This is a genomic window from Bradyrhizobium sp. STM 3566, from assembly GCF_045571445.1.
In the GTDB taxonomy this organism is placed as follows: domain Bacteria; phylum Pseudomonadota; class Alphaproteobacteria; order Rhizobiales; family Xanthobacteraceae; genus Bradyrhizobium; species Bradyrhizobium vignae.
The window spans coordinates 560,772-576,977 of the sequence record NZ_CP120692.1 but is presented as its reverse complement, the minus strand read 5'-3'; the positions used below and the strand labels follow the sequence as shown (position 1 = coordinate 576,977).

Here is a 16,206-nt window from a genome sequence, read left to right as displayed (position 1 = left end):
CGCCGCTGCGCGCGGAATATTGCATTGCCTGCGCAACGTTAACGCCATATTTGTCTGCCGGGGCTGGGCGCGATGGAGATGACATGGCCGCCGAAATTCGTACTTTCACCTGTTTAAACGACAATTTCGGTTATCTGATCCACGATGTGGAAACCAAAGCGACGGCATCGATCGACGCGCCGGAGGCCGGTCCCATCCTCGAGGCCCTGGAGCGCGAGGGCTGGCAGCTGACCGACATCCTGATCACCCATCATCATGGCGATCATGTCGGGGGGGTTGCCGAACTCAAGCAGAGATACAATTGCCGCGTCGTCGCACCGCACGACAAGACGACGAAGATTGCGAATGTCGACCTGCGCGTCGCCAACGCCGACGTGATCAAGATCGGCAATTTGCTGGCGCGTGTCGTGGAGACGCCCGGCCACACGCTCGACCATATCTCCTACGTGTTCGACAATGAGAAGGCGGTGTTCGCCGCCGATACGCTGTTCTCGATCGGATGCGGCCGCGTCTTCGAGGGCACCTATCCGATGATGTGGGATTCGCTCCTGAAGCTGCGCGCCCTGCCCGACGACTTCAAGCTCTATTGCGGCCACGAATACACGGCGTCCAACGTCAAGTTCGCTCTCACCATCGAGCCGGACAATGCGGCGCTGCAGGCGCGCGCCGCGGAGGTGACGAAGCTCCGGGCCGAGAACAAGCCGACCATTCCCTCGCTGCTGGGTGACGAGAAGCGCGCAAACGTGTTCCTGCGCGCCGATGAGCCGGCGGTCGCGGCCAAGCTGCACATGAAGGGCGCGGATCCCGCCGCAGTGTTCGGCGAACTCCGCGAGCGCAAGAACAAGTCCTGAAGAACAAATCCTGGCGGGCATCGATGCCGACCGCAGCCGAGATCATCGCGCGCCTCGAACTCCGGCCGCATCCCGAAGGCGGGCATTACCGCGAAACGTTTCGCGATCAAGCCACGGACGCCAACGGGCGTTCGCGCTCGACCCTGATCTACTTCCTGCTCGCGCGCGGCGAGCGTTCGCACTGGCATCGCGTCGATGCGGTCGAGACCTGGCACTATTACGCCGGCAGTCCCTTGATGCTGCGCATCGCCCATGACGGCTGCTCGCAGCACGAGGTACGGCTCGGCACCGACCTCGTCAGCGGCGAGCGGCCGCAGGCCATCGTGCCGGCGAATGCCTGGCAGATGGCGGAAACCACGGGCGAATGGACGCTGGTCGGCTGCACCGTGGCGCCCGCGTTCGAGTTCGCAGGCTTCGAGCTCGCGCCGGCGGGCTGGGAACCGTAGTGATCTTCACCTCTTCCGCAGCACCATGTCCTTCGCCGCGATCAGGCCGCCGCCGGCAATCAGGATCGCAGCAATCGCGATGTTGGTGCTGGCCTTGGCAAAACCGGCAGCGATGAGGAATCCGGTCGAGAGCAGCGGCGTCGCGTAGGAGGCGGCGCCGAGCACGCGGATGTCGCCGCGCTTCATGCCGATGTCCCAGGCGTAGAACGCGGCACCGACGGGGCCGATGCCGAGTGCGATGACCGAGAGCCATTGCACCGTGGTCTCCGGCCAGACCGTGGTTTCAAGCAGGCCATGCATCAGCGCGGCCAGTATGGCCGTGGCGAGACAGAAGCCCGCGACGGCATCGGTCGGCACCGCCTTCAATCGACGGGATAGCACCGAATAGCTTGCCCAGACGAAAGCGGCGATGAAGGCCGCGATCAATCCCGGCACCGCGCCCGGCGCGAAGCCGGAGGTGTTGCCGGCGAACAGCAGCACGGTGCCGACGAGGCCGAGCACGGCGCCGATGATGTGATGCGCGGCCAGCCGCTCACCGGGCAGGAATGACGAGAACAGCACGATCAATAGCGGCCACAGATAATTCAGAAGGCCGGCTTCGGCCGGCGGGGCGAAGCGCAGCGCGAGAAAATACAGCGCGTGATAGCCGAACAGGCCACCGACGCCGACGACCCAGACCACGAGCGGCTGCTTAAGGCTTTTCGCCGCCCCGCTCCGCCCGATCCAGGTGAGCAGGCCGACGACACCGCCAATCGCGAAGGTCATCGCAGCGAGCTGAAACGCCGGGATCTTTCCCGTCGCCACCGTCATCACTGAGAGCAGCGACCACATCAGGATCGCGGTCAATCCGATCAGCGTGGCAGTGCGGGGAGTCATTCGAGGGAGCCCTTGTCATTCCGGGATGGCGCATAGCGCCAGACCCGGAATCTCGAGATTCTCAGGTGCGCAATTGCGCACCATAGTTCGCCGCTGTCGCGGCGCCCCCGAATGACAGGGCATGATGCCCGGGACAAGCCCGGGCATGACGATGTTGCGAATATCACCCCACGTGATGCGATCGCATCACACCATGTACTGGCCGCCGTTGACCGTCAGCGTCGAGCCGGTGATGAAGCCGGACTCGTCGGCCGCGAGGAACACGACCGCGCGCGCAATCTCCTCGGGCTCGCCGAGCCGGCTGGCCGGGATCTGCGGGATCACGCTCTTCTCCAGCACGTCCTTCGGCACCGCCTGCACCATTTCGGTGTTGATGTAGCCGGGGCAGATCGCATTGACGGTGATGCCGCCCTTGGCGTTCTCGAGCGCGAGCGCCTTGGTGAAGCCGATGTCACCGGCTTTCGCGGCGGAATAGTTGACCTGGCCGAACTGCCCCTTCTGGCCGTTGATCGACGAGATCGAGATGATGCGGCCGAACTTGCGCGCGCGCATGCCCTCGATGACTTGGCGCGTCATGTTGAACAGCGAGCCGAGATTGGTGTTGATGACCGCGTTCCACTGCTCAAGCGTCATCTTGTGGAAGGCGGTGTCGCGGGTGATGCCGGCATTGTTGACGAGCACCTCGATCGGCCCGAGATCGGCCTCGACCTTCTTCACGCCCTCGGCGCAGGCGTCGAAACTGCTGACGTCCCATTTGTAGACGGCGATGCCGGTCTCGGCCTTGAATTTCTCCGCCGCCGCATCGTTCCCGGCATAGCTTGCCGCGACCTTGTAGCCGGCCGCCTTCAGCGCCTTGCTGATCGCCGCTCCGATGCCTCGCGTACCACCCGTCACCAGTGCAACACGTGCCATGTCGTATTCCTTCCCTTGGACTCTTCAGACGTTTCTGACGTGATCGTTTTTAACAGCGGATTATGCGGGACGTTTGACGGACATCAAGAACAAAACGCCCGGCGTGAGCCGGGCGTTTCTCTTTAGTCGAGGCTTGCGTGGTTGCGAAGAATATTTGATTTGCAACCGCTGCCTTTTTAGTCGCGTGCAACGCACGCGCTGACGTGTGCGGCGCACGCGTCAGCTGCGTGTCGGGTCGTCGTCAGTCGCGCGCCACACACATGGCGATGCCCATGCCGCCGCCGATGCACAGCGTGGCCAGGCCCTTCTTCGAATCGCGCTTCTGCATTTCGTGCAGCAGCGTCACCAGCACGCGTGCGCCGGACGCGCCGACCGGATGGCCGATCGCGATCGCGCCGCCGTTGACGTTGACCTTCGAGGTATCCCAGCCGAGGTCCTTGTTGACGGCGCAGGCCTGTGCCGCAAAGGCCTCGTTGGCCTCGACCAGGTCGAGATCGCCGACATTCCAGCCGGCCTTCTTCAGCGCGGCGCGCGAGGCCGGGATCGGGCCCGAGCCCATGATCTTCGGATCGACGCCGGCCTGCGCCCAAGACACGATGCGCGCGAGCGGCTTCTTGCCTTCCTTGGCCGCCTGCTTGGCCGTCATCAGCACCACGGCGGCAGCGCCGTCATTGATGCCGGAGGCCGAGCCCGCGGTGACCGTGCCGTCCTTCTCGAAAGCCGGCTTGAGCTTCGCCATCGCCTCCAGCGTGGCGCCGTGGCGCGGATATTCGTCGGCGCTGACGACGACGTCGCCCTTGCGGGTCTTGATGGTGACGGGAACGATCTCGTCGTTGAACTTGCCGGCCTTCTGCGCGGCCTCAGCCTTCTGCTGCGAGGCGACCGCGAACTCGTCCTGCTGGGCGCGGGTGATCTGCCATTGGCGCGCGACGTTCTCGGCGGTGTTGCCCATGTGATAGCCGTTGAAGGCATCCCACAGGCCGTCCTTGATCATGGTGTCGACCAATTCGAGACCGCCCATCTTGACGCCGCCGCGCAGGTGCTGGGCGTGCGGGGCCATGCTCATGGACTCCTGACCGCCGGCGACCACGATCTCGGAATCGCCGTTGAGCAGCGCCTGGTAGCCGAGCGCGACCGTGCGCAGGCCCGAGCCGCAAAGCTGGTTGACGCCCCAGGCCGGGCTCTCCACCGGAATTCCGGCGGCGATCGAAGCCTGGCGGGCGGGGTTCTGGCCCTGGGCGGCGGTCAGGATCTGACCCATGATGACTTCGGAGACCCGGCCGGGCTCGATGCCCGCGCGCTCCAGCGCGGCCTTGATGGCGACGGCGCCGAGATCGTGGGCGGGAAGGGTCGCGAAGGCTCCGTTGAAGCTTCCGACCGGGGTGCGGGCGGCGCTGACGATGACGACATCGTCTGACATGGGCATCTCCTGGGGCTTGAGGTTCTTGTAAAGGGGGCAGGCGGGCTGGAAAAGCAATCGCCAGTCTGTCAGCCATCCTGTTAACGTCGTTGAGGCATGTCAATCGGCCGGGCACCGAATTCATACCGCAGCGCATTCAAAACAGCGTTCTTGGCGCTTTCGCAAGCAAGATTTTGCCCTGCAATTAACCGTGCCGCACAAAACGGTAGCGTGAGCCCTTTGAAAATGCTTATTTTGTTGCGTTGCGTACTCTTCCCGCCCTGCGGCATTGCCCGACAGGTTCCCGTTCTCCGCGCTTGCAAGTGAGAGCCCATGGCGAAATCAGACCAACCCACCACAATCAAGAAATACGCGAACCGCCGGCTCTATAACACCGGAACGAGTACCTATGTAACGCTGGAAGACCTCGCCGCCATGGTCAAGGACGGAGAGGATTTCCTGGTCTATGACGCCAAGACCGGCGACGACATCACCCGCTCTGTGCTCGCCCAGATCATTTTCGAGCAGGAGAACAAGGCCGGCCAGAACCTGCTGCCGACCACCTTCCTCCGCCAGCTGATCCGCTTCTATGGCGACAGCATGCAGATGGTGGTGCCGAAATATCTGGAGCAGTCGATCGCGACTCTGACCCAGGAGCAAGAGAAGTTCCGCAAGCAGATTGCCAACACGCTGTCCGGCACTCCTTTTGCTCCGCTGGAGGAGCAAGTCCGCCGCAACATGGAGCTGTTCCAGCAGACCTTCTCGATGTTCAAGCCGTTCGCAGCGCCCCGTCCGGCCGCCACTCCCGAGCCGGAGCCCGATGCGAATGCCGAGGCACCGAAGGACAGCAATATCGACGAGCTGCGCCAGCAGATGAAGGAAATGCAGGATCGTCTCGAGCGGATGTCGAAGAAGGACGAGTAGTCTTTTATTCGCGCCGCCCGCGCACGGAAGCGCGAGCTATGTCTGAGCGAAGCACCCATTGGGACCACGTCTACGCCACCAAGGGCGAGGCCGAGGTCAGCTGGTTTCAGGACAGCCCGGCGATCTCGCTCGAGATGATCCGCGCTGCCGGCCCCAACCATGACGCAGCCATCATCGATGTCGGCGGCGGAGCATCACGGTTGGTCGATGCGCTGTTGCAGGACGGATATCGCGACGTCACCGTGCTGGACCTTTCTGCCAAAGCGCTTGACGCGGCGAAGAAGCGATTGGGCGGAGCCGCTTCGATGGTCGACTGGATCGTCGCCGATGCCACGACGTGGCAAACGGCGAAGACCTACGACGTCTGGCACGATCGCGCCGCGTTTCACTTCCTGACCGATCTCCGCGACAGGGCCGCTTACGTCGAGCGCCTGCGGTCGGCAATTGCGCCTGGCGGTCACGTCATCATTGCGACGTTTGCACCTGATGGTCCTGAGAAATGCAGCGGCCTGCCGGTGCAGCGCCACGACAGTGCCAGCCTTGCAGCGGAGCTTGGGCCGGAGTTCGAGCTGGTCGAGACGCGGCGCGAGACGCATCACACGCCGTGGGATTCGACGCAGGCGTTTCAGTTCAGCCGGTTTCGCAGGCGCGGCTCGTGAGGGCGCCGCACGATCCGCAAACTCGTCATTGCGAGCGCAGCGAAGCAAATCCAGACTGCCGCCGCGGTAAAATCCAGGATTGCTTCGCTGCGCTCGCAAATGACGGAGGGACAGGCTCCTACGCCGCCAGCTTCACCGCATGCGCAAAGTCCCAATAGAGCATTCGCGCTTTCGTGTAAAACGGGCCCGGCTTCAGCTCGCGCTCGTCGATGCGAATCACGGGCGCGACCTTGGCGAAATTGCCGGTTGAAAAGATCTCGTCGGCGGCCAGGAAATCGGCATAGCGCAGCGTCTTCTCGACCACGGTAACGCCGTCGCCGCGAAGCAGGCTGATGACGCGCTGGCGCGTGATGCCGTTGAGGAAGGTGCCGTTCGGCACCGGCGTGAAGACCACGCCGTCCTTGGCCATGAACACGTTGGAATTGCCGAACTCGGCGACGTTGCCGAGCATGTCGAGCATCAGCGCGTTCTGGAAGCCGCGCGAAGCAGCTTCCGCGAGCGCACGCGAATTGTTCGGATAGAGGCAAGCCGCCTTGGCCTCGACCGGCGCGCATTCGGCGGTGGGCCTGCGGAACGGCGACAACGTGATGGCGTTGCCGACAGGCTTTGGCATCGGCGCCTCGTAGATGCACAGGCACCAATTGGTGGTCTCGGGGTCGAACAGCACGCCGCCGCCGCTCCCGTTCTGCGCCCAGTACATCGGACGGATATAGAGCTCGGCATTCGCGGCAAAGCGCGCGATGCCTTCGTTGGCGAGCGCGAGCCAGGTATCGGTATCGACCACCGGCTTCAGGCCGAAATTGATCGCGGATTGATTGGCGCGAGCGACGTGACGGTCGAGATCGGGTGCAACGCCCTCGAACGCGCGCGCGCCGTCGAACACGATCGAGCCGAGCCAGGCCGCATGCGTGCGCGGGCCCATGATCGGCACATTGCCGTCGTGCCATTTGCCCTCGAAGAAGGTCCAGCTCGGCGAATAGTCGATGGGTTTTTTGATCTCGGCCATGACCGGCCTCCCCTGAGAATATCCGGGCACTATTGCCGCAATTTCTAAACGATTTGCTGCGGGATTTGGGCACCCTCTGCCTCCAGGGAGGTTAGGACCGCGCAAACCGGCTATAATGTCCGGCAGTCACGGAGTGTCCCCATGCCGCTCGATCCGCTCGCAAAGCGTTTGTTGACCATGTTGGCGGCGGCTGCGCCGCAGGCGCGGAGCCGGCCCAGCGTGGAGGCGCGACGGCAATCGCTGGCAAAGCTGATGCAGTTCGCGCGCGCCGAGGCGCCGGATGTGACGACCTCGGACGGCATGCTGACCGGTGCGGGCGGCGAGCTGCCCTATCGCCTCTACACGCCGGCAAGCGCTGGGGAGCTCGCACCGGGCTTCGTGTTCTTCCATGGCGGCGGCCTCGTCGCCGGCAGTATTGCCACGCATGACCGCATCGCGGCGGCGCTGGCGCATGCCACCGGCTGCCGCCTGGTCTCGGTCGACTACCGGCTCGCACCCGAGCACAAATTTCCCGCTGCCGTGGACGATGCGATCGCCGCGACCGAATGGGTCGCGCGCGAGGCGCGCTCCCTGGGCATCGACGCCGAACGGCTGGTTGTCGGCGGCGATTCCGCCGGCGCCACATTGGCGGCGATCGTGTGCCAGCAGGCTTTGCAAAACGCCGGCCTCTCCATCGTGGCGCAATGCCTGATCTGCCCGGTGCTGGATTTCGAGGAGACCTCGCCCTCGCGCGAGGCCTTTGCGGAGGGCCACCTGATCGATCGTGCCACGATCGAAGCCGATCTTTCCGACTATCTGCCTGACGGCATCGACACCGCCCATCCGCGTGTCTCTCCGTTGCGCGCGACACGGCTCTCGGGCCTGCCGCCCGCGATCATCCACACTGCCGAGTACGACCCGATGCGCGACGAGGGCAATGCCTATGCCCGCAAGCTGCTCGCCGCGGGCGTCGCCGTCGAGCATGTCTGCCACGACGGCATGGTCCACAATTTCCACGCCATGGGCGCGATCTTGCCACAGGCTCAGCTCGTGCTGTCGCAGATCGGCGAGCAGGTGCGCAGGGCGGTGAAGAGGGAAGAAAGCAGCGTCATGCCCTCGAGCCAATGACCGCGCGCGCTGCCGCGACATACTCCGGCCAGTGCGCGTCCGCATAGCGTTCGGCCTGCCGCGCGCAGATAATATCGGGGGCATGCGCGGCCGCAATCGTGCGCGCAAAGCGTTCTTCGGCTACGGTCACGTCGCCGGGTTCTGCCGATGGTGCAGCGGCGGCAGCAGCGGTGGGAGCAACGGCGAGCCCCGCCATTCCGGCGAGCAGGATGCGGCGTGACGTGTTCATGGCTGTCGTCCTCCATTGTTCGGCCTGCACTGTGGCTGGCGAGTGTGTCGGTGCGATCACGGCAGGGTAACCGCACACGTCCATGCCGTCCATCGCTTGCGAAGAGCGCTTGACCGCACGAGCGATCACGTTCCATCTAGCACCGGTTTCGCCGTCAAATCGCCATGCGCCGGATCGTCACGTGCCCCTTCGCAGCCAATCTCGTCGTTCGGTTTTGCGCGTTACCGCGACGGGACTGCTTTGTCTGGCGATCTCGGCCGGCGGAGCCTTCGCGGCCGACGATGAGGACGACGAGCCCGCAAAGCCACGTGTCCCGAACATCTACCTCGATTTGCGCACAATCTATGCGAGGACCCCGGCGGGCGCGCTCGGGCTCGGCTTCGGCAACACCTCGGTATCGGCCGCGCTCGAAGCCCTGGCGGTGCGTGGAGGCGCAACGCTGCCAAACGGCTCGCCGGCGGCAAAATCCATCGCCGTCGACCTGCCGCTGACCGTCGACGTCAGCGACCGCGTCTCGCTTTATGGCGGCGTGTCGGGCTCGACCATTGACGTCGGCGGCGGCTGGTCGGCGTTCGACATCACGAGCTGGAACATCGGCGTGCAGGCCGATCTCTTCCAGCAGAACGGCGGGAAGATCCCGACCATCAGGCTGCAGTCGACCCTGACGCAGTCGGTGCCGAACGAGCAGGGCATGACGAATTCCTTGAACAACATCCTGGAATTCGACTACGCGCTCGACGAGGACGAGACACGGGGCTGGCTGGCCGGCATGCAATACACCAAGACCAGCATCGCCAGCCCGTTCGCCAGCATCGGAACGAACACGATCCTCTATGCCGGCGGTTATTATCAATGGCCAAGCAACTGGAAGTTCACCGGGCGCGTCGGCATGCAGTCTTTCGGCGGCGCGCAGCTCGGGGGGCGGACGCTGGCGTCGTCCTTCACCCAGCCGACCCTGCGCCTCGACCTCGATCGCATGGACGACAACGATAACCGCCTGTTCGGCATCACCGCACAGATCGCGTGGACGCCGAAGCCGGCCTACCAGCTGACGCTGCGAACGCCCCTTTACGCCGTGCGCAATTAGCCAGCTCGCTAGTCCGGCACCGGCACGTCAAAGGTGTTGAGCGTGACCGAGACCATACAGTAGACGCCGACGAGATAGGACAGCTCAGCGGCGCCGTGCTCGCCGAATTCCTTCACCGCCGCGCGCCAGGTCAGCTCCGGCAGTACGCCGCCGCCGACCAGTGCCGATGCCATATCGTAGGCGACCGCCTCCTGCTTGGTGAGGTCCACCGGTCGCTGCCCGGCGACGATGGTCGCGAGCTTCTCGTCGGAGAGGCCACGCTGCTCGGCAACGAGCACGTGGGCATAGAGCTCGTAACCGGACCGGAAATGCGAGCCGGTGACGAGGATCGCGACCTCGCGGACGGCAGCGGGCAGCAACGGGTTCGACGCGATCGCTTTGACCAGCTCCCATACCGGCTTGCCGAAGCGCGGCTCGCGGATCCAGGGATTCCAGGGCCCGAGCAGCGCGCCGTCGTCGCGCATGTTCACAAAACCCTTGAAATGATCCTTGATGCCGGCTCGCATGTCGTCATAGAGCGGCTTCTGTTCGGCACTCAGGTCTTTCGGATCGATAATGGGAAGTCGCACGGCAGGATCTCCTCGTTGAGAGGACGCAACCGTCACCTGCAGCCGCGCGCAAGGCAAGTGAAGTTGCCGTGACGGGCCGTGCCATTTCGTAAATCGCACGAAGATGTCAGCTACGGACCTTTGGGCCCTATGCGCTCTCCGGATTGACGACGTCGTCGACATCGAGTCTCAAGGGCTCACCTGTCGCGAGTAACGACGACAATGTCGCCTCGAACGGTGCCGGGTCGAGACCGCGCGCTTTCAGCCATCCCGACTCGTAATAGGTCTGTCGGTAGCGCTCGCCGGAATCGCAGATCAGCGTCACCAGCGACCCCGTGACGTTCGCCTGGCGCATCTCCGAGGCGAGCCGGCACAGCGCCAGGAAATTGGTGCCGGTGGAGCCGCCGACCGGGCGGCGCAGCCGGCGCGCCAACACGTTCATCGCGGCGATCGTCGCCGCATCCGGGATCTTCATCATGCGATCGACCACGCCCGGCACGAAGGAAGGTTCGCAGCGCGGCCGGCCGACGCCCTCGATCAGCGACGGCCGATCGCAGACATGGGATCGGTCCTGGGAGCGGAAGCAGTCGAAGAAGGCGGAGTGCTCGACATCGGCAACGCACAGCCGCGTCGGATACTGGCGATAGCGCAGATAGCGTCCGATAGTGGCCGAGGTGCCGCCGGTGCCGGCGCCCATCACGATCCAGTCCGGCAGCGGGCGCGGCTCGCCCTGCAATTGCGTGAAGATCGATTCGGCGATGTTGTTGTTGCCGCGCCAGTCGGTGGCGCGTTCGGCAAAGGTGAACTGGTCCATGTAATGGCCGTTCAGACGGGCTGCGAGCGCCGCAGCCTCCGCATAGAGCGCGCGGCCGTCGTCGATCAGGTGGCAGTTGCCGCCATAATGCTCGATCGCGGCGATCTTCTCCGCCGAGGTCGTGCGCGGCATAACGGCATAGAAGGGTACGCCGATCATCTGCGCGAAATAGGCTTCCGACACCGCGGTCGATCCCGACGAGGCCTCGACGACGGACGTACCTTCGCGGATATGGCCGTTGCACAGCGCGTAGAGGAATAGCGAGCGCGCCAGCCGATGCTTCAGGCTGCCGGTCGGATGCGTGGATTCATCCTTCAGGTAGATATCGATGCCGGACAGTGCCGGCACGATCAGCCGAATCAGATGCGTGTCGGCGGTGCGGCACTGGTCGGCCTCGATCGCGGCCACGGCCTCGTCGACCCAGCCGCGCCGATAGGCCGGCCCGGCCGGATTGTGCTGGCGGAACGGGAATGTCTGCATTGCGCGAATCTCTCATGATGCCGATCGTGCATCAAGTGTGAGGCTCAAAACTCCAGCGGCGCGTTGTCGACGACCTCCTTCATCACGAAGAAGGTGCGGGTCTGGCGCACGCCGGGCAGCGCGATGAGCTGCTCGCCGTGGATGCGGTTGAAATCCTCCATGTCACCGACCCGGATCTTGAGGAAATAGTCGAAGTCGCCTGCGACGAGGTGGCAGTCGAGCACGAATTTCAACTTCGCAATCGCCTGCTCGAAGGTGGCAAAGCTCTCCGGCGTCGAGCGGTCGAGCACGACGCCGACCATCACCAGCGTGCCCTTTGCCACCTTTTTCGGCGCGACCATGGCGCGCACCGTGGCGATGAAGCCGTCCTCGAACAGGCGCTGGGTGCGGCGGTGGCATGTGGCGGGGCTGATCGCGACTGATGCGGCCAGCTCGGCGTTGCTCAGCCGCCCGTTATTTTGCAGCAATCTCAATATCTTGAGGTCGATACGGTCGAGCCGCCCGGACATGGAAGAATCTTTCACTTGGAGATGCATCGGCGGAAGAAGTCTTAGCTGAAGTCGCATCTTCCGCAAGATCACGTGCAATATGGGCGCAAAATTCGAGAGCACCTTTTTGCGCCGCAATGCTAGCCACGTCGCAGACACCAACGCCAACGGGGATGATCCATGAACCTGGAAAAATTCGCGCGCTATCCGCTGACCTTCGGTCCGACGCCCATCGAGAAGCTGGAGCGGCTGTCAAAACATCTCGGCGGCCACGTCGAGGTCTATGCCAAGCGCGAGGACTGCAATTCCGGCCTCGCCTATGGCGGCAACAAGCTGCGCAAGCTCGAATACATCGTCCCCGACGCGATCGCCTCCAACGCCGACACGCTGGTGTCGATCGGCGGCGTGCAGTCCAACCACACCCGCATGATCGCCGCCGTCGCCGCCAAGCTCGGCATGAAGTGCCGCCTGGTGCAGGAAGCCTGGGTGCCGCACGAGGACGCAGTGTACGACCGCGTCGGCAACATCATGCTCTCGCGCATCATGGGCGCCGACGTGCGCCTGGTCGATGACGGCTTCGACATCGGCATCCGCAAGAGCTGGGAGCAGGCGATCGAGGAGGTGAAGGCCGCTGGCGGCAAGCCTTACGCCATTCCGGCCGGCGCCTCCGTGCACAAGTTCGGCGGGCTCGGCTATGTCGGCTTCGCCGAGGAGGTGCGCAAGCAGGAGAAAGAGCTCGGCTTCAAGTTCGACTATATCGTGGTCTGCACCGTCACCGGCTCGACCCATGCGGGCATGCTGGTCGGCTTCGCCGCCGACGGCCGCGCCCGCAAGGTAATCGGCATCGATGCGTCCTTCACGCCCGCGCAGACCAAGGCGCAGGTGCTCGAGATCGCGCAGAACACCGCCAAGCTGGTCGAGCTCGGCAAGGAGCTCGTCGCCGACGATGTCGTGCTGATCGAGGACTACGCCTATCCGGCCTACGGCGTGCCGTCGGAAGAGACCAAGGAGGCGATCCGTCTCACCGCGCGTCTCGAAGGCATGATCACCGACCCCGTCTACGAGGGCAAGTCGATGCAAGGCCTGATCGATCTTGCGAAGAAGGGCTATTTCGAGAAGGGCGCGAAGATTCTCTACGCCCATCTCGGCGGCGCGCCGGCGCTGAACGGATATGCGTATGCGTTCCGTAACGGGTGAGTGAAGCTGGCTCTCGCGCCTCATTAACTGCTGTCGTCCCCGGCAAGCGTCAGCGCAGACCCGGGACCCCCGCGCGAGCGCCTGCGCTCGTCGCGACCACATGACCGCGTTTGGCGAAGACTCGTGCTTGGCAGCTTGCCCCAGCCACATCGGCCTGTGGTTACGGATCCCGGATCTGCGCGCTTTGGCGCGCTTGTCCGGGATGACAATTGAGTTGGCGGCTACCTCGTCCTGACGATCTGCAGCAGCTCGTCGCCGTAATGCTCGAGCTTCTTGTCGCCGATGCCCGGCACGTTGCGCAGCTCGTCCAGCGTGGTCGGCCAGGCCCGGACGATGCCGTCGATGGTGGCATCGTGGAGTACGACGTAGGCCGGCACGCCGCGCTGGCGCGCGACCTCAGAACGCCAGGCACGCAGGCGCGCGCGCAGCTCGGGATCGACGTCGCCTTGCGGCGCGCTGGCCGCGGGCGCGAGATCGCCGCGACGGGACTTGGCGCGGCTCGACCGGATGCGGGTGCCCGGCGCCTCCTCGCGCAGCCACACGTCCGTTTCGCCGCGCAGCACGCCGCGCGAGGACTCCGTCAGCTTGAGCGCGCCGTAAGCTTCGCTGTCGCTTCGCAGATGTCCCATCGCCACCAATTGCCGCAGCACCGTGCGCCATTGCTTTTCGTTGAGCTCGCGGCCGATGCCGAACACCGACAGCTTGTCGTGACCGAACTGCGTCACCTTCTCGGTCAGGCGCCCCATCAGCACGTCGATCAAATGCATCGCACCAAAGCGCTGTCCGGTGCGGTAGACGCAGGACAGCAGCTTCTGCGCCAGCACCTTGCCGTCGCGCATCTTGGGCGCCGTCAGGCAATTGTCGCAATTTCCGCAGCTCTCGCCCATCACGATCTCGCCGAAATAGGCGAGCAGCCGCCGTCGGCGGCAGTGCGGCGTTTCGGCAAGACCGACCAGTGCATCGAGCTTGCCGATCGAGACCCGCTTGAACTCGTCGGAGGCGTTGGACTCGTCGATCATGCGACGCTGCTGCACGATGTCCGACAGCCCGTAGGCCATCCAGGCCGTCGATGGCTTGCCGTCACGGCCGGCGCGCCCCGTCTCCTGGTAATAGGCCTCGATGCTCTTGGGCAGATCCAGATGGGCGACGAAGCGCACGTCGGGCTTGTCGATGCCCATGCCGAACGCGACGGTCGCGACGATGACGATGCCGTCCTCGTTGAGAAAGCGGTCCTGGTTGCGCGAGCGCAACGACCCATCGAGCCCGGCGTGATAGGGCAGCGCCGCAATACCGGCGTCCTGAAGCGCGGCAGCGACCTCCTCGACCCGGTTGCGCGAGAGGCAATAGACCACGCCGGCATCGCCCATGTGGCGCTCGCGGATGAATTCCTTCAGCTGCGATACCGAATTGCGCTTGTCGACGATCTCGTAGCGGATGTTGGGCCGGTCGAAGCTCGAGACGAATTGCGGCGCGTCCGAGAGCTGAAGCCGCGCGACGATCTCCTTGCGGGTCAGCTCGTCGGCGGTCGCGGTCAACGCGATGCGCGGCACGTCGGGAAAGCGCTCGGCGATGATGGAAAGGCCGACATATTCGGGCCGGAAATCATGGCCCCATTGCGAGACGCAATGCGCCTCGTCGATCGCAAACAGCGCCACCTTCGCCTGCGCCAGCAGCGACAGGCAGCGGGGCGTCACCAGGCGTTCCGGCGCGACATAGAGCAGGTCGAGGTCGCCCGCGAGCAGGCGCCGCTCGATGTCGGACGCCTCCTGCGGCGTCAGCGACGAGTTCAGCGCGGCGGCGTTGACGCCGGCCTCGATCAGGCCGGCGACCTGGTCGCGCATCAGGGCGATCAAGGGCGACACCACGATGCCGCAGCCTTCACGCAGCAAGGACGGAAGCTGGTAGCACAGCGACTTGCCACCGCCGGTCGGCATCAAAACCAGGCAGTTGCCGCCGTCCGTGACGTGCTGGATGATCTCGCCCTGCGCGCCGCGGAAACCCGGCAGGCCGAACACCGAATGCAGCACCGACAGCGCATCGCGCCCATTGGCCGGCGCAGGCAGCGGAGCGGTGGAGGGAGCGGACATGGCGGAGCAGATCAGGCCGTGAGATTCGTCACAAGGCCAGTCGCATGCTGGCGTCGGCGTGGCAAGACCGTTTGCGGGGCGAGTGCGCCCCTTCCCCTCTCCCCCTGCGGCCTTGCGGGGAGAGGGTGGCTCGCCGCATAGTGGCGAGACGGGGGAGGGGTCTCCATCCACGAATTCGATTTTGCGGAGGCATACCCCTCATCCGGCGCTTCGCGCCACCTTCTCCCGCAAAGGGGGAGAAGGGAAAAAGACGCTACGCCCCGATCCGTCGCAGCGCTTCTGCGACGGTCACGATCGGCATGTTGCGCTTGCCGGCGGCCTCCAGCGCATGACGCATCAAATGTGGCGTGCAGCCATAGGGGCTCGGCCTAGTGGTGACGTCGTGGCCGTACAAGATCAGCCAGCCGCCGCTTGCGACTGCCTCGTCGAAATAGCGATCGATGCCCGCCTTGTCGATCTCGCAATCGACCAAAGGCGAGGCGCGCAGGAACTGGAGATCGATGACGCCGCTGTTGACGCCGGGAAGGATGCCACGCGCGGAGCGAAAGGCTTTTGCGAGTTGCGGCTTGCGCCAGACCGAGGCGATCCCATAGGGATAGGCGAAGTTCTCCAGCGTGATCGAAGCATCGATGCCGCGGAAATGACTGCGGTTCCGCTCGATCTCGCGAGCCATCGCGGCTTCGCCGAGAGTGGCCGAGCTCTGATGCGAGAAGGTGTGGCAGGCAATCTCGTGTCCAACGCGGTGAAGCCGCACGATCGCGTCATTCGACAGGCCATGCCAATGATCCGAGGGGCGATCGATCAGACTGCCGGCGAGGTAATAGGTGCCGCGGCCGCCATGCTGCTCCAAAAGCTCGGCGCCCTCGCCTGCGGCGCTGTCGGGGGCATCGTCGAAGGTGAAGCTCACCATCGGCACATGCACGGGCAGCCGGTGCGGCGCGGCCCGAAAATGCCGGGCCAGCCGATTGTTCACGCGTCCCTGGAGTGCCGACCACACGCTGCGTTTCCCGTGGTGTCCTGTTTCTCTACTGAAACATTCGTGCGCAGGTTGAGGCAAGCCTAACGCACGGGTAATCCTAACGCGGAATCAAGACCG

At 64.6% G+C, this 16,206-nt stretch carries 17 protein-coding genes; 7 read left to right on the top strand and 10 right to left on the bottom strand.

Translation table 11 applies throughout. The annotated features are described in order from the left end of the window. The first annotated feature begins 83 nt into the window (after nucleotides 1–83). Both gloB and P6U27_RS02660 read left to right on the top strand, forming a co-directional pair. Nucleotides 84–851 carry a hydroxyacylglutathione hydrolase gene (gloB, locus tag P6U27_RS02665; RefSeq protein WP_209296067.1) on the top strand — a complete coding sequence of 256 codons (768 nt, stop codon included), beginning with the start codon at nucleotides 84–86 and terminating at the stop codon, nucleotides 849–851. Between the two features lie 23 nt (nucleotides 852–874). After that, nucleotides 875–1,297: a cupin domain-containing protein gene (locus tag P6U27_RS02660; RefSeq protein WP_027577422.1), complete on the top strand. Its 423-nt coding sequence runs from the start codon at nucleotides 875–877 to the stop codon at nucleotides 1,295–1,297. Between the two features lie 6 nt (nucleotides 1,298–1,303). Here P6U27_RS02660 and P6U27_RS02655 read toward each other — a convergent pair whose 3' ends face one another. From P6U27_RS02655 to P6U27_RS02645, 3 genes are all read right to left on the bottom strand, one after another. After that, nucleotides 1,304–2,173, bottom strand: a complete 870-nt coding sequence (locus P6U27_RS02655; RefSeq protein ID WP_407120395.1) for a DMT family transporter — start codon at nucleotides 2,171–2,173, stop codon at nucleotides 1,304–1,306. 186 nt (nucleotides 2,174–2,359) lie between these two features. Beyond that, a complete protein-coding gene (phbB, locus tag P6U27_RS02650; RefSeq protein ID WP_122400526.1) occupies nucleotides 2,360–3,085 on the bottom strand; it encodes an acetoacetyl-CoA reductase in 726 nt (241 codons plus the stop codon). 241 nt (nucleotides 3,086–3,326) lie between these two features. Then, the gene (locus P6U27_RS02645; protein WP_122400525.1) at nucleotides 3,327–4,505 is read right to left on the bottom strand and encodes an acetyl-CoA C-acetyltransferase; all 1,179 of its coding nucleotides are present in this window, start codon (nucleotides 4,503–4,505) and stop codon (nucleotides 3,327–3,329) included. 312 nt (nucleotides 4,506–4,817) lie between these two features. Between P6U27_RS02645 and phaR the strand changes: the two genes are divergently transcribed. Together phaR and P6U27_RS02635 are read left to right on the top strand one after the other, a co-directional pair. Continuing rightward, the gene (gene phaR, locus P6U27_RS02640) at nucleotides 4,818–5,408 is read left to right on the top strand and encodes a polyhydroxyalkanoate synthesis repressor PhaR (protein WP_122400524.1); all 591 of its coding nucleotides are present in this window, start codon (nucleotides 4,818–4,820) and stop codon (nucleotides 5,406–5,408) included. Between the two features lie 38 nt (nucleotides 5,409–5,446). Then, entirely contained in the window at nucleotides 5,447–6,067 is a 621-nt protein-coding gene (locus tag P6U27_RS02635) for a trans-aconitate 2-methyltransferase (protein WP_129144447.1), read from the top strand. Nucleotides 6,068–6,185: 118 nt separating this feature from the next. On the opposite strand, the gene P6U27_RS02630 is transcribed toward P6U27_RS02635, so the two are convergent. Then, entirely contained in the window at nucleotides 6,186–7,073 is an 888-nt protein-coding gene (locus P6U27_RS02630; protein WP_129144446.1) for a branched-chain amino acid aminotransferase, read from the bottom strand. A gap of 141 nt (nucleotides 7,074–7,214) precedes the next feature. On the opposite strand from P6U27_RS02630, the gene P6U27_RS02625 reads away from it, so the two are divergent. Further along, entirely contained in the window at nucleotides 7,215–8,180 is a 966-nt protein-coding gene (locus tag P6U27_RS02625; RefSeq protein ID WP_129144445.1) for an alpha/beta hydrolase, read from the top strand. On the opposite strand, the gene P6U27_RS02620 is transcribed toward P6U27_RS02625, so the two are convergent. Then, on the bottom strand, nucleotides 8,161–8,409 hold the full coding sequence (locus tag P6U27_RS02620) for a hypothetical protein (protein WP_129144444.1): 249 nt from the start codon (nucleotides 8,407–8,409) through the stop codon (nucleotides 8,161–8,163). The genes P6U27_RS02625 and P6U27_RS02620 overlap by 20 nt on opposite strands. A 214-nt stretch (nucleotides 8,410–8,623) precedes the next feature. Between P6U27_RS02620 and P6U27_RS02615 the strand changes: the two genes are divergently transcribed. Beyond that, a complete protein-coding gene (locus P6U27_RS02615) occupies nucleotides 8,624–9,496 on the top strand; it encodes a hypothetical protein (protein WP_407194543.1) in 873 nt (290 codons plus the stop codon). A gap of 8 nt (nucleotides 9,497–9,504) precedes the next feature. Here P6U27_RS02615 and P6U27_RS02610 read toward each other — a convergent pair whose 3' ends face one another. The 3 genes from P6U27_RS02610 to P6U27_RS02600 all read right to left on the bottom strand — a co-directional run bounded on the left by P6U27_RS02610 (nucleotide 9,505) and on the right by P6U27_RS02600 (nucleotide 11,847). Beyond that, nucleotides 9,505–10,065 (bottom strand): carboxymuconolactone decarboxylase family protein, encoded by a 561-nt coding sequence (locus P6U27_RS02610; protein WP_407193643.1) that lies wholly within the window; start codon nucleotides 10,063–10,065, stop codon nucleotides 9,505–9,507. 127 nt (nucleotides 10,066–10,192) lie between these two features. Continuing rightward, a complete protein-coding gene (locus P6U27_RS02605) occupies nucleotides 10,193–11,338 on the bottom strand; it encodes a PLP-dependent cysteine synthase family protein (protein ID WP_129144443.1) in 1,146 nt (381 codons plus the stop codon). Between the two features lie 44 nt (nucleotides 11,339–11,382). After that, nucleotides 11,383–11,847 (bottom strand): Lrp/AsnC family transcriptional regulator, encoded by a 465-nt coding sequence (locus P6U27_RS02600; RefSeq protein WP_407193642.1) that lies wholly within the window; start codon nucleotides 11,845–11,847, stop codon nucleotides 11,383–11,385. Between the two features lie 159 nt (nucleotides 11,848–12,006). Here P6U27_RS02600 and P6U27_RS02595 point away from each other — a divergent pair, with 159 nt between their 5' ends. Continuing rightward, complete coding sequence (locus tag P6U27_RS02595; RefSeq protein ID WP_122400516.1) at nucleotides 12,007–13,023, top strand: 1-aminocyclopropane-1-carboxylate deaminase; 1,017 nt, start codon at nucleotides 12,007–12,009, stop codon at nucleotides 13,021–13,023. Between the two features lie 221 nt (nucleotides 13,024–13,244). Here the strand turns inward: P6U27_RS02595 and recQ are convergent, their stop codons facing one another. Next, nucleotides 13,245–15,110 (bottom strand): DNA helicase RecQ, encoded by a 1,866-nt coding sequence (gene recQ, locus P6U27_RS02590; protein WP_129144441.1) that lies wholly within the window; start codon nucleotides 15,108–15,110, stop codon nucleotides 13,245–13,247. 253 nt (nucleotides 15,111–15,363) lie between these two features. Continuing rightward, nucleotides 15,364–16,107, bottom strand: coding sequence for a polysaccharide deacetylase family protein (locus P6U27_RS02585; RefSeq protein WP_129144440.1), 744 nt, complete (start codon nucleotides 16,105–16,107; stop codon nucleotides 15,364–15,366). Nucleotides 16,108–16,206: the final 99 nt, after the last annotated feature.